9 protein-coding genes are annotated in these 12,898 nt (G+C 65.6%); 6 read left to right on the top strand and 3 right to left on the bottom strand.

What is annotated here, in order from left to right; genetic code table 11:
- Positions 1–109: 109 nt before the first annotated feature.
- Both RSO01_RS43100 and RSO01_RS43095 read right to left on the bottom strand, forming a co-directional pair.
- Positions 110–1,900 (bottom strand): peptide ABC transporter substrate-binding protein, encoded by a 1,791-nt coding sequence (locus RSO01_RS43100; protein WP_147156781.1) that lies wholly within the window; start codon positions 1,898–1,900, stop codon positions 110–112.
- 74 nt (positions 1,901–1,974) lie between these two features.
- Positions 1,975–3,768 carry a peptide ABC transporter substrate-binding protein gene (locus RSO01_RS43095; protein ID WP_147156780.1) on the bottom strand — a complete coding sequence of 598 codons (1,794 nt, stop codon included), beginning with the start codon at positions 3,766–3,768 and terminating at the stop codon, positions 1,975–1,977.
- A gap of 202 nt (positions 3,769–3,970) precedes the next feature.
- Here RSO01_RS43095 and trpS point away from each other — a divergent pair, with 202 nt between their 5' ends.
- The 4 genes from trpS (at position 3,971) to RSO01_RS43075 (ending at position 10,228) form a co-directional block, all read left to right on the top strand.
- Positions 3,971–5,035 (top strand): tryptophan--tRNA ligase, encoded by a 1,065-nt coding sequence (trpS, locus tag RSO01_RS43090; protein WP_147156779.1) that lies wholly within the window; start codon positions 3,971–3,973, stop codon positions 5,033–5,035.
- 272 nt (positions 5,036–5,307) lie between these two features.
- Positions 5,308–6,378 carry an HlyD family secretion protein gene (locus tag RSO01_RS43085; protein WP_147156778.1) on the top strand — a complete coding sequence of 357 codons (1,071 nt, stop codon included), beginning with the start codon at positions 5,308–5,310 and terminating at the stop codon, positions 6,376–6,378.
- Complete coding sequence (gene rbbA, locus RSO01_RS43080; protein WP_246159203.1) at positions 6,375–9,113, top strand: ribosome-associated ATPase/putative transporter RbbA; 2,739 nt, start codon at positions 6,375–6,377, stop codon at positions 9,111–9,113. Before RSO01_RS43085 ends, rbbA begins: the two co-directional genes overlap by 4 nt.
- A gap of 2 nt (positions 9,114–9,115) precedes the next feature.
- The gene (locus RSO01_RS43075; protein WP_147156776.1) at positions 9,116–10,228 is read left to right on the top strand and encodes an ABC transporter permease; all 1,113 of its coding nucleotides are present in this window, start codon (positions 9,116–9,118) and stop codon (positions 10,226–10,228) included.
- 4 nt (positions 10,229–10,232) lie between these two features.
- On the opposite strand, the gene RSO01_RS43070 is transcribed toward RSO01_RS43075, so the two are convergent.
- Entirely contained in the window at positions 10,233–11,984 is a 1,752-nt protein-coding gene (locus RSO01_RS43070; protein ID WP_147156775.1) for a heparinase II/III family protein, read from the bottom strand.
- A 190-nt stretch (positions 11,985–12,174) separates the two neighbouring features.
- Between RSO01_RS43070 and RSO01_RS43065 the strand changes: the two genes are divergently transcribed.
- A complete protein-coding gene (locus RSO01_RS43065) occupies positions 12,175–12,642 on the top strand; it encodes an Hsp20 family protein (protein ID WP_147156774.1) in 468 nt (155 codons plus the stop codon).
- 33 nt (positions 12,643–12,675) lie between these two features.
- A partial coding sequence (locus tag RSO01_RS43060; protein ID WP_147156773.1) for a DUF1150 family protein occupies positions 12,676–12,898 on the top strand: 223 nt, incomplete at its 3' end.

Here is a 12,898-nt window from a genome sequence, read left to right as displayed (position 1 = left end):
CAGGCAGCGCGGAAGATCGTTGAAATTTCAGATCTGAAATTTCGGATATCACGACTGTCGCTTTCCCCCACCCTACCCTCCCCCGTAAGACGGGGGAGGAAGTTTGAGGTCAGCTCTCCCGGTACCAGTTTGCCAGATCGCCCGTGTTGTTGTCCCAGCCGCTCAGCTCGACCACGAGCCTGTTGGCCACGGCGGCAACACCCAGGCGGGCCACCAGCGGGATGACGACGTGATTGTTCACTAGAAGCTCGTTCAGCTTGATCATCATGGCCGCGCGCTTGATCGGATCGAGCTCGACCTGCCCTGCCTGGTGAATGTCGTCGAATTCCTTGCTCCGCCAGCGCGTGGTGTTGCGGCCCTGCCACTTGTTGTCCTTGGTCGACGCCTCCCACGACAGGAACCGGCGCAGGAATACTTCCGGATCGGGCTGGGCCATGCCGGTGTTGTACATCTGCAGGTCGCAGTAGAACTTGGCGTAGGTGTCCGGGTTGGCGACGTCGGACGAGAAGAACACCGATGCCGTCACCGACTTCAGCTCGAGATCGATACCGGCCTTCTGGCAGGCCTGCTTGACGATCGCCTGGGTCTTCTGACGCGGCTGGTTGATCGAAGTCTGGAAGACGAACTTCAGCTTCTTGCCGCCCTTGGCCCGAACGCCGTCGGCGCCCCTGGCCCAACCGGCCTTGTCGAGGATGGCATTCGCCTTATCGACGTTGAATTCGTACCTGGTCGTCTTGGAGGCGAAGCGCTCGGGGTTGTAGACGAAGTTCGCCGTCGCCGCGCCGGTGCGGCCGTAGATGTGCTTTTCGATCGAGTCCCTGTCGATCAGCAGGGTCAGCGCCTGGCGCACCGCCGGATCCGACAGGGTCGGGTGCGTGGTCTTGAGACTGGAGCGCTCGCCGTCGACCTCGGTCCACGGATCGGTGCTGTTGAGCTGGATGTGCTCGATGCCGCCGCCTCGGCTGATGATGATGCGGCCCTTGCCGCCCTTCTCGAGGCGCGTGAGGATCTCGTCCTCGACCTGCATGTTCCAGCCGAAGTCGAACTCGCCGGTCTGCAGCACCGCGCGCGCTGCCGATACCGCATCGCCGCCGCCCTTCATCTCGATGGCGTCGAAATGGGGCCGGTTCTCCATGTGATAGTCGGTATTGATGACGCCGGCGACGAGGTCGCCCGGCTTGAAGTCCTTGAACTTGTAGGGGCCAGTGCCGACCGGCTTGAGGTTGGTCGGAGCTTCGCGCGACTTGGCGCCGACATAGTCGGCGAACAGGTGCCTCGGCATGATGCAGCCGGCCGCGGCGACGAAGGCATCGGCCCAGAACGGCGTCGCCTCCGAGAGTTTCACGACCACGGTGTGCTGGTCGATCTTCTCGACCGTGACGTCCTTGTAGGAGCCGCTGGTGAGCGTGGCCGTCGCCGGATCGCGAGCGTATTCCCAGGTGAAGACGACGTCGTCGGCCGTCAAGGGCTGGCCGTCGTGCCAGCGCACGCCCTTCTTCAGCTTCCAGGTCACCGATTTGCCGTCGGCACCCAGCGTGCCGTCCTCGCGGCCCGGGATCGTCTCCGCCAGCACGGGCCGGAGATTGCCGTCGCGATCCCAACGCGCCAGAGGCTCATAGAACAGGCGCGAGCCGTCCTGATCCTTGGTGCCGACGGCGAAGTGCGGGTTCAGCAGGGTCGGGCCCTGCCACCACAGCACCTTCAGGAGCCCGCCACCGCCGCGCTTGGTCGGCTTGTAGCTCGACTTGGGCTGCGCCATGGCCACGCCCGACAGAGCGAGAAGCTGGCTCGCCATCGGCGCCGTCAGCCCCACCATCGCCAGTCGCCGGACAAAGGCACGTCGCGACATCCGGCCCGCCTTCACTTGGTCTAGAAGACCCGCCAAGTCGCGTTCGTCCATCGGATGCCTCCATCTGCAAGATGTCAGCGTCTCAACTTCTCCTCCCCCGTCATACGGGGGAGGAACGTTTGAGGTCAGCTCTCCCGGAACCAGTTCGCCAGGTCCCAGGTGTTGGTGTCCCAGCCGCTCAGCTCACAGGTGAGCTTGTTGCTCACGGCGGTGACGATGGGCCGCGCGACCACGGGGATGACGACATGGTCGTTCACGGCCATGTCGTTCATCTTGATCATCATGGCCGCCCGCTTGAGCGGATCGATCTCCATCTGTGCGGCGTTGAAGACGTCGTCGTATTCCTTGTTCTGCCAGCGCGTGATGTTGCGGCCCTGCCACTTGTTGGCTTTGGACGCCACTTCCCACGAGCAGAACTGACGCAGGAACACGGCCGGATCCGGCTGCTGCGGACCGTTATTGTACATCTGCAGGTCGGCATAGAAGTGCGGATAGGTGTCGGGATTGGAGACGTCGGACGAGAAGAACACCGACGCCGTCACCGACTTCAGCTCGATCTCGATGCCCGCCTTCTGGCAGGCCTGCTTGACGATCGCCTGCGTCTTCTGCCGCGGCTGGTTGATCGAGGTCTGGTAGAGGTACTTCAGCTTCTTGCCGTCCTTCTCGCGGATGCCGTCAGCGCCCTTCTTCCAGCCGGCCTTCTCCAGGATGTCGATCGCCTTGTCGACGTTGAACTCGTACTTGGTGTTCTTGGAGCGGAAGCGTTCCGGATTGTAGATGAAGTTGGCCGACGCCCGGCCGGTGCGGCCGTAGATGTGCTTCTCGACCGAGTCCTTGTCGACCAGGAGCGCCAGCGCCTGGCGCACCGCCGGATCCGACAGGGTCGGATGCTTGGTCTTGATGCTGGAGCGCTCGCCGTCGACCTCGGTCGAGGGGTCGGTGAAGTTGATCTGGATGTGCTCGATGAAGCCCGCTTCGTTGATCATGACGCGGCCTTTGCCGGCCTTCTCCAGGCGCGTCAGGATCTCGTCCTCGACCTGCATGTTCCAGCCGAAGTCGAACTCGCCGGTCTGCAGCACCGCACGCGCCGCCGAGACGGCGTCGCCGCCGCCCTTCATCTCGATGGCGTCGAAGTGCGGCCGGTTGTCCTGGTGATAATTGGGATTGATGACGCCGCTCACCATGTCGCCCGGCTTGAAGTCCTTGAACATGTACGGGCCGGTGCCGACCGGCTTGAGGTTGGTCGGCGCCTCGCGCGACTTGGCACCGATGTAGTCGGCGAACAGGTGCTTGGGGATGATCATGCCGACCGGACCGACGAAAGCATCGGCCCAGAATGGCGTCGGCTCCTTGAATTTCACGGTGACGGTGTGCGTGTCGACCTTCTCGACCGTGATGTCGGTATAGACGCCGCTGGTGACGGCGGCCGTCGCGGGATCGCGTGCGTACTGCCAATTGAAGACGACGTCGTCGGCGGTGAAGGGCTGGCCGTCATGCCACTTCACGTTCTTCTTCAGCTTCCAGGTCACCGACTTGCCGTCGGCCGCCAACGTGCCGTCCTCGCGCCCCGGAATCGATTCGGCCAGCAGCGGCCGCAGGTTGCCGTCCTGGTCCCAGCCGGCCAGCGGCTCGTAGAACAGGCGCGAGCCGTCCTGGTCCTTGGTGCCGGTCGCAAAATGCGGATTGAGCAAGGTCGGCGCCTGCCACCACAGCACCTTGAGCACACCGCCGCCGCCGCGCTTGGTCGGCTTGTAGACCGGTGCCTTGGACTGCGCCATGGCCACGCCCCCCAAGGAGAGAAGCTGGGTTGCCATCGGCGCCGTCAGGCCCGCCGCCGCCATTCGGCGCAGGAATGCCCGACGGGACACCTTGCCTGACTTCACCTGGCCAATCAGATGGCGCAAACGACCTTCGTTCATCACAAATTCTCCCAACCCCGATGCCCCTGCTATCCTGCAAGATGCGTGCAAAGCCGATGGGAACAGGCCCGGCCGCCGCCGTCAACGGCGCCTTGATTTAGGACCGGACCTCAGCCATACCGCCCTGCCCTTGCCTTCCACCGGCGGGGTGCGCGGAGGTCCAAACCCCGCATCCTTCCACAGTGAGTGGAGTCCACATCCCATGCCCGACGTCACGACGACGGCGCCCAACACGCATCTGGCGCCCTATGCTGCCCGGGGCCTGAAAGGTCGCATCCTTTCCGGCGTGCAGCCCACCGGCAATCTCCATCTCGGCAACTATCTCGGCGCGATCCGCAACTTTGCGCGCCTGCAGGGCGACTTCGAGTGCCTGTACTGCGTGGTCGACATGCATGCCATCACCCAACCGCAGGACCCCAAGCTGATGGCCGCCCAGACGCGCGAGATCGCCGCGGCGTTCCTGGCCGCCGGCGTCGACGGGGGAAAACAGATCATCTTCAACCAGTCGATGGTGCCCGAGCACGCGCAGCTCGCCTGGGTGTTCAACTGCGTGGCCCGGGTCGGCTGGATGAACCGCATGACGCAGTTCAAGGAGAAGGCGGGCAAGGACCGCGAGAACGCCTCGCTCGGCCTCTACGCCTATCCGGCGCTGATGGCGGCCGACATCCTGATCTACAAGGCCACCCACGTGCCGGTCGGCGAGGACCAGAAGCAGCACCTCGAGCTGACGCGCGACATCGCCCAGAAGTTCAACAACGACTTCAACGCGCCCGACTTCTTTCCGTTGACCGAGCCGCTGATCTTCGGCGAGGCAACGCGGGTGATGAGCCTGCGCGACGGCACCAAGAAGATGAGCAAGTCCGACCCGTCGGACCAGTCGCGCATCAACCTCACGGACGATGCCGACGCCATCGCGCTGAAGATCCGTCGCGCCAAGACCGATCCGCTGCCGATGCCGGAGAGCGTCGCCGATGCCGAGAAGCGGCCCGATGCCGACAATCTTTTGGGCATCTTTGCCGCGCTGGCCGACCGCGAGAAGGTGGACGTGGTCCGCGAGTTCGCCGGCAAGCAGTTCTCCGAGTTCAAGGCGGCGCTGACCGAGCTTGCCGTGGCAAAGCTCGGTCCGGTCGGCGCGGAGATGCAGCGGCTGATGAAGGATCCCGGCCACGTCGACGCGGTGATGCGCAACGGCGCCGAGCGCGCCCGAGCGATCGCCGAGCCGATCCTGGCTGAGGTCTATCGGACAGTAGGCTTCCTGAAGCCGTAAGGGAGCGCGGGCCTCTGGCCCGCTCATTGTATCCATTCTTCCGGACCGCGCGCGTCCCCGCGCGCTCATGAGCATGAGCGGGCCAGAGGCCCGCGCTCCTGGACTGCAGGCGCGCCGCACGAACGGGCTCCTTGATATGCAGCAAAGCTGCTGCCAATCCGGCTATGGTACGCGGTGCGCGGGCTTGTCTCCTCATGTGTGGGCTCCAGCGCGGCATATCGCATGCCCGGGAACTCACCGCCGTCGAGGAGACAGCGGAAGGAGTGCTCGACATGGCAAAGTCCACCAAGCCCTGGTTGATCGCCGTCGCGCTCGTGGCTGTCGCCGGCCTCGGCTACTACGCGTGGCGGACCTTCGCCGATCCCGGGCTGCCCGACGGCTTCGCCAGCGGCAACGGACGGATCGAGGCGACCGAAATCGACATCGCCGCCAAGATTCCCGGGCGCATCGGCGAGATCCTCGTTCGCGAAGGCGACTTCGTCAAAAGCGGGCAAGTCCTGGCGCGCATGAACACCGACCAGCTGGAGGCAAAGCGCCGCCAGGCCCAGGCCGAATTGCAGCGGGCCATCATCGGAATCGACACCGCCAAGAGTCTCGTGATCCAGCGCGAGGCCGAACGAAAGGCGGCCGTGGCCGTCATTGCCCAGCGTGAAGCCGAGCTCGATGCGGCCAACCGGCGCCTGGAGCGATCGCAGCAGCTGGTCAAGACCAATACCGTGTCGCAGCAGGTGCTCGACGACGATCGCGCCCATGCCCAGGGAGCGGCGGCGGCGGTGAATGCGGCCAAGGCGCAGCTCGCCGCGGCCGATGCCGCCGTCAACGCAGCAAAAGCCCAGATCGTCGACTCCGAGGCGGCGGTCGATGCTGCGCGGGCGGCCATCGAAACCGTCACGGCCGACATCAACGACAGCACGCTCACGTCGCCGCGCGATGGACGCGTGCAGTTTCGTGTGGCCCCGCCCGGCGAGGTCCTCGCCGCCGGCGGCCGCGTGCTCAACATGGTCGATCTTAGCGACGTCTACATGACGTTCTTCTTGCCGACGGCCCAGGCCGGACGGGTCGCGATCGGCAGCGACGTGCGCATCGTGCTCGACGCCTGGCCGCAAGCCGTGCTTCCTGCCAAGGCCACTTTCGTGGCCAACGTTGCCCAGTTCACGCCCAAGACGGTCGAGACGGCGGAGGAACGGCAGAAGCTGATGTTCCGCGTCAAGGCGCATATCCCTGAGGAGCTGCTGCGCAAGTACATCGAGCAGGTCAAGACGGGCCTTCCGGGCGTGACCTATGTACGGCTCGACCCCAACGCCCAATGGCCGGAGCGGCTGAGCAAGGTCATCGGCCCATGATCGCGCCCCCTGTGGTGCGCCTCGACAAGGTGGGCCTGTTTTATGGCCAGACACGAGCCCTCGACGCGATCACGCTGGACATCGACGCTGGCCGCATGGTCGGCCTGATCGGACCCGACGGTGTCGGCAAGTCGAGCCTGCTGTCCCTGATCGCCGGCGCCCGCGTGATCCAGGAGGGCCGTGTCGAGGTGCTGGGCGGCGACATGGCCGGCGCCGCGCATCGCCGGCTGGTCTGCCCGCGTATCGCCTACATGCCGCAAGGGCTCGGCAAGAACCTCTATCCGACCTTGTCGGTCTTCGAGAACGTTGACTTCTTTGGCCGGCTGTTCGGGCACGGGCGGCGCGAGCGCGAGCAGCGAATTGCTGAACTACTGGCCAGCACCGACCTCGGCCGCTTCGCCGACCGGCCAGCCGGAAAACTGTCCGGTGGCATGAAGCAGAAGCTCAGCCTGTGCTGTGCCCTGATCCATGATCCGGATCTGCTGATCCTCGACGAGCCGACCACCGGCGTCGATCCTCTCTCGCGCCGCCAGTTCTGGGAACTCATCGACAGGATCCGCGGCGAGCGCGCCGGCATGAGCGTGATGGTCGCCACCGCCTACATGGAGGAGGCCGCCCGCTTCGACTGGCTGATGGCGATGGACGCGGGCCGTGTCCTGGCCACCGGCACGCCGGCCGAGCTGCTCGACCGGACGGGTGCGGCGACCCTCGACGATGCGTTCATCGCGCTGCTGCCGGAGGAGAAGCGACGTGGGCATCGCGAGGTCGTCATCCCGCCGCGCGCAGTGGGAGCAGCCGATGAGGTCGCCATCGAGGCCGAGCACCTCACCATGCGCTTCGGCGACTTCACGGCAGTGGCCGACGTCAGCTTCCGCATCGGCCGCGGCGAGATCTTCGGCTTTCTCGGCTCGAACGGCTGCGGCAAGACGACCACCATGAAGATGCTGACCGGGCTGCTGCCGGCGAGCGAAGGGATCGCCCGGCTGTTCGGCAAGCCCGTCGACGCCAACGACATGGAGGTGCGCCGGCGCGTCGGCTACATGTCGCAGGCCTTCTCGCTCTATGGCGAGCTGACGGTGCGGCAGAACTTCGACCTGCACGCCCGCCTGTTCAGCCTGGCCGCCGACACCATTGCCGGCCGCATCGAGGAGATGGCCAGACGCTTCGACCTCGTGGCCGTCATGGACGCGCTGCCCGATGCCCTGCCGCTCGGCATGCGTCAGCGCTTGTCGCTGGCCGTCGCCATGATCCATTCGCCCGAGATCCTGATCCTCGACGAGCCGACGTCGGGCGTCGATCCGGTGGCCCGTGACGGCTTCTGGCAGATCCTGTCGGACCTCTCGCGCAAGGACGGCGTGACGATCTTCGTCTCCACCCATTTCATGAACGAGGCCGAACGCTGCGACCGCATCTCGCTGATGCATGCCGGCAAGGTCCTGATCAGCGACACGCCCGCCGCCATCGTCAGGAAACGCGCCGCCGCCAGCCTCGACGACGCTTTCGTGGCCTATCTCGAGGAGGCGGCGGGCGCAACGGAACCCGCGCCGGCAACCGACGCGGCGCTGCCGTCGCCCGAAGCGGCTGCGGAACGGCCGACCTACAAGAGCATCTTCGACTTGAGACGGATGTTGGCCTATGCCCGTCTGGAATCTCTCGAGCTGCGGCGCGACCCGATCCGCCTGACGCTCGCCCTGGTCGGCACCGTCATCCTGATGTTCGTCATGGGTTACGGCATCAATCTCGATGTCGAGAACCTTTCCTTCGCCGTCCTCGACCGCGACAACACCTCGGTCAGCCGCGACTATGTCCAGCAAATCGCCGGATCGCGCTATTTCACGGAAAAGCCTCCGATCGTCAGCCACGACGAGCTGGACCGACGCATGCGCGACGGGGAGCTCAGCCTCGCGATAGAAATACCGCCCGGCTTCGGCCGCGACATCGCGCGCGGCCGTCGGGTCGAGGTCGGCGCATGGATCGATGGCGCGATGCCCAGCCGGGCGGAGACCGTGCGCGGCTACGTGCAGGGGATGCATGCGCAATGGCTGTCGGAGAAGGCCCGCCAACTCTACGGCCGGGCCGCCGCGGCCGGCGATTTCCAGCTGGTGATCCGCTACCGCTACAACCCCACCGTCCAGAGCCTCATCGCCATGGTGCCGGCGGTGATCCCGCTCCTGCTGATGATGATCCCGTCGATGCTCACCGCGCTCAGCATCGTGCGCGAAAAGGAGCTGGGCTCCATCATCAATTTCTACGTCACGCCCGTCACGCGCAGCGAGTTCCTGCTCGGCAAGCAGCTGCCCTACGTCCTGCTCGCCATGCTGAACTTCCTGCTGTTGACGGGCTTCGCCGTCTTCGTCTTCCAGGTCCCCTTCACCGGGAGCTTCGGCACCTTTGCCGCGGCGGCGCTGCTCTATGTCGTGATCACGACGGGCATGGGCCTGGTCGTCTCGACGTTCATGAAGAGCCAGATCGCCGCGATCTTCGCCACGGCGCTGCTCACGCTCATTCCGGCGGTGCAGTACTCCGGAATGATCGATCCCGTCTCGTCGCTTCAGGGCGCCGGCGCCTTCATCGGACAGATCTATCCCGCCACCTACTTCATGACGATTGCGCGCGGCACTTTCTCCAAGGCCCTGGATTTCCGGGACCTGCAAGGCGTGTTCCTGCCGCTGGTCATCGCCATTCCGGTCCTGCTGGGCCTTGGCGTCGCCCTGCTCAGGAAGCAGGAGACCTGACCATGCGGACGGCCAACATCCTGCAGCTCGGTATCAAGGAACTGCGCGGCGTGGCACGCGATCCCATGCTGCTCTTGCTGATCGTCTATGCCTTCACGCTCTCGATCTACACCGCATCGCGAGCCATGCCCGAGACCCTGAGCCGCGCCGTCGTCTCAATCGTCGACGAGGACCGCTCACCGGTGGCATCGCGCATCATCAGCGCCTTCTATCCACCCTATTTCCTGCCGCCGCAGCTCATCTCCCACGCCGAGATGAACAGCCGCATGGATGCCGGCATCGACACGTTCGCTCTCAACATTCCACCGAACTTCCAGCGCGACCTGCTGGCGGGACGATCACCCGAAATACAGCTCAATGTCGACGCCACGCGCATTTCGCAGGCCTTCACCGGCGCCGGCTACATACAGTCGATCGTTTCCGCGGAGGTCAGCGAGTTCCTGCAGCGCTATCGCGGCGCCACGGCGGTGCCCGTGGATCTCACCCTGCGCGCCCGCTTCAATCAGCAGCTCAACAAGAGCTGGTTCGGCTCGGTGAACAACGTCATTTCGATGATCACCATGCTGTCGATCATCCTGACCGGCACGGCCCTCATCCGCGAACGCGAGCATGGAACTGTCGAGCATCTGCTGGTCATGCCGGTGACGCCGACCGAGATCATGCTGAGCAAGATCTGGTCGATGGGGCTCATCGTCCTGGTCGCGTCGGGGTTTTCCCTCGTCATCATCGTGCAGGGACTGCTCGCGGTGCCCATAGAAGGATCGATACCGCTCTTCATGGTGGGGACCGCCCTGCAGGTCCTGGCGACGACCTGCATGGGCATTTTCCTCGCGACGGTGGCGGGCTCGATGCCTCAGTTCGGCATGCTGCTGATGCTCGTGCTGCTGCCGCTGCAGATCCTGTCGGGCGCCACGACCCCGCGTGAAAGCATGCCGCAGATCATCCAGGACATCATGCTGGCCGCTCCCAACACGCACTTCGTGATCCTGGCGCAGGCCATCCTGTTCCGCAGCGCCGGGCTCGACGTCGTCTGGCCGCAGTTCGCCGCCTTGCTGCTTATAGGGGCGGTCCTATTCTATTTCTCTCTTCGCCGCTTCCGGCGATTCCTGCGGTAGACCGTCAGCCTTCCATCCGGGTCAGCGCCCACTTCACGGTGCTGCCCTCCATCGGCACCTGGCCGACCAGCACGATCTGCTCGGTGCGGCGCACGCGGCCCTCTTCGCCGAGATAGATGCTCTCGGCCAAGCCAATGCCGGCACCAGAAGCGCGCAGGCGCCAGCCGCGGCCGCTCGGCAGGCGCATCAGCACCGCCTGGCCGCTTTGCGCCAGGGTCGCCTTGACCGCCGGATGCAGGTGGAAGCGCACGATGAAGCGCTTGTCGGGCACCGTCACCATGCGGCCTTCGTGGCCCGTGAAGGTGTCCTCGCCGCGCAAGTCGCCGCCATCGGCCGACAGCCACAGGCGGCGGCGATGGATGATGCCGTAGAGCGAGCGGTAGCCGTCATGCATCATGTCGAGCCACTGCGCGCCGTCATTGTCGGCGCGATCGACCACGACGTTGCCGGCGCGATATTCCAGCGAGCCATGATCGGTGATCTCGCTCGAGTTGGTGTCGTCGACCACAGCCGTCGAATGCGCTGCCGTGTAGCGCATGAAATGCCGCCAGTCGCGCGGCGCGCCGGGAAAGGTGCCGCAATTGACGATCAGGCGCTCATGCGCAGCACTCATCTCGAAGGAGAGCGTGCCGGCATGGGCGATGCCGTCCATGCCGCGGCCGGGCGGACTGCCGGCGTCGGTGATCACCAGCGAGGTGCCGGCGGCCAGCCGCTGGAAGCCGCTGGCCAGCGCCATGGTCGGCGCGCTCTCGCTCGAGCCCGAGCGCGCCAGCACCAGGTCGATCAAGGTACGATCGGCCTCCCAGGCGCCGTTGAACAAGGCCAGGCCACCGTCGCCATGGCGGTAGAAGCGCAGCAACGGCGCCATGCGGTCGATGGCGGCGAGGATCTCAGGCGGCGCGCGGCGTTCGGCCGAACCGAGCGCCGAACGCACGTCGATCAGATGGCGCAACACGGCGAGCTGCAGCTGCGGCGCGCGCTCAGCCACGATGCCGTCATGCAGCACGTAGCGCTTCACGAACTTGGCGAGCCGCGACAGCGTCTGGTCGAGGCTCTTCTCGAAGTGCTTGCCGTCGCGCAGGAAAGCCAGGTCGACGAAGATCAACGCCTTGAAGGCGGCGACCGCCTCGTGCCCGACCAGGCCGGTGCGCAAGGCGCGCCGCAGATGGGTGCGCTGGCGGGCGAGCGAGAAGACGAAGCGGGCGGGGAACTCCGGATCGGCCGCGGTGGCCAGCCAGTCATAGTGACGGATCCATGAGACGATGCGCTCGGCCAGCACCTCGCGCTTCCAGGTCACGGGAGACCAGCGGCCTTCGCGGTTCGACCAATCGTCGACCAGCCGGACGGCAAGGGCAGCCGCCGCCGGGTCACCGCAATCGCGCAGGTCGCGCAGCCAGGCAAAGCCGTTCAGCGCATCGACCCACAGGCCGGATGCACCGGAGCGTCGCCACGGCGGATCGTCCGATTCGGGCGCCACGGCGCCGGCGCTGCCGCGCGCCAGAAGCTCGCCCATGAGGAGGCGCTGGCCGATCGCCGGGTCGCCAGGCCAACTGTCGGGCGCCACGGCGAAGAAGGAGCGTGGCGATGCGTAGCCCAGGGTGAGCGAATAAAGGCCAGATTCGAGCAGCCAGCGCCCAAATCCGCGGTTTTTGCTACCATTGGCCTTGGTCGGGCGGGGAGGAGCGGAGCGGGTCGGACGGGTACCGGCCACCAACGGCTCACCCGGCCGGCGCACGTCTGATGCAACCAGCGTCATTTGCTTCTGTTCGTTGGCCCGCCGGCATTTTCCACCGGGCAGTTGAGGGGTGTGGCCATTTTAGCCCACCCGGACGGCGCTGGCGATGGCCCCGGCAAATGCCCTTGAACCGCCTCCCCGGCACCCCAGATTCACTGCAAGGGAAGGCCTTAATGGATTCCTGGACGCTCGCTCCTCGGAGGAGAGTTCTATGAGCCGTGTGTCGATGTTCAATTCGCCCCTGCTGCTGGGTTTTGACCAGCTCGAGCGCACGCTCGACCGGTTGGCCAAGAGCGCGGAGGGCTATCCGCCCTACAATATCGAGCGGATCGGCGAGAACGGCTTGCGCATCACTCTTGCCGTTGCGGGCTTCACGACCGACGACCTCGCCATCGAGCTGGTGGAAAGCCAGCTCACGGTGCGCGGCAAGCAGACCGACGACAGCGATCGCGTCTTCCTTCATCGCGGCATCGCGGCGCGCCAGTTCCAGCGGGCTTTCATGCTCGCCGAGGGCATCGAGGTCTCCGGTGCGCGGCTGGACAACGGGCTGCTGTCGATCGACCTCGTGCGGCCGGTCCAGGAGCCACGCATTCGCAGGATCCGCATCGAGGCCGGCGACGCCGGCAGCGGTGCCGGCAACACCATCGATATCACCGCGCGTCGTGTTCAGCCCCGCTGACGGACGCTGGTTGACGCTGCCAAGGAGGTAGCCATGGAAAACGAGCAGACTAACAACTTCACGCCCCTCGCCGACGAAGCATTCCTGAGCCTCGGCTCCCAGCAGATCGCCTACGTGAAGGCCATCAACCTTCCCGACGGCGCGCATGCGATCGGCATCTTCTCCGCCGACGGCAAGCCGATGGCCGCCGCGCCCTCGGTCGAGATCGCGCAAGCGTTGATCCGCCAGCACGAACTCGAGCCGGCGATGGTGCATT

Origin of the sequence: Reyranella soli, from assembly GCF_007992495.1 — a bacterium.
GTDB lineage: Bacteria > Pseudomonadota > Alphaproteobacteria > Reyranellales > Reyranellaceae > Reyranella > Reyranella soli.
This window is presented reverse-complemented; position numbering and strand designations above follow the sequence as displayed.

Coding starts and splice junctions, on each gene's coding strand:
- RSO01_RS43100 (WP_147156781.1), bottom strand. CDS start 1,900: ATGGACGAACGCGACTTGGCGGGTCTTCTAGACCAAGTGAAGGCGGGC.
- RSO01_RS43065 (WP_147156774.1), top strand. CDS start 12,175: ATGAGCCGTGTGTCGATGTTCAATTCGCCCCTGCTGCTGGGTTTTGAC.
- RSO01_RS43075 (WP_147156776.1), top strand. CDS start 9,116: ATGCGGACGGCCAACATCCTGCAGCTCGGTATCAAGGAACTGCGCGGC.
- trpS (WP_147156779.1), top strand. CDS start 3,971: ATGCCCGACGTCACGACGACGGCGCCCAACACGCATCTGGCGCCCTAT.
- RSO01_RS43095 (WP_147156780.1), bottom strand. CDS start 3,768: ATGAACGAAGGTCGTTTGCGCCATCTGATTGGCCAGGTGAAGTCAGGC.
- RSO01_RS43085 (WP_147156778.1), top strand. CDS start 5,308: ATGGCAAAGTCCACCAAGCCCTGGTTGATCGCCGTCGCGCTCGTGGCT.
- RSO01_RS43070 (WP_147156775.1), bottom strand. CDS start 11,984: ATGACGCTGGTTGCATCAGACGTGCGCCGGCCGGGTGAGCCGTTGGTG.
- rbbA (WP_246159203.1), top strand. CDS start 6,375: ATGATCGCGCCCCCTGTGGTGCGCCTCGACAAGGTGGGCCTGTTTTAT.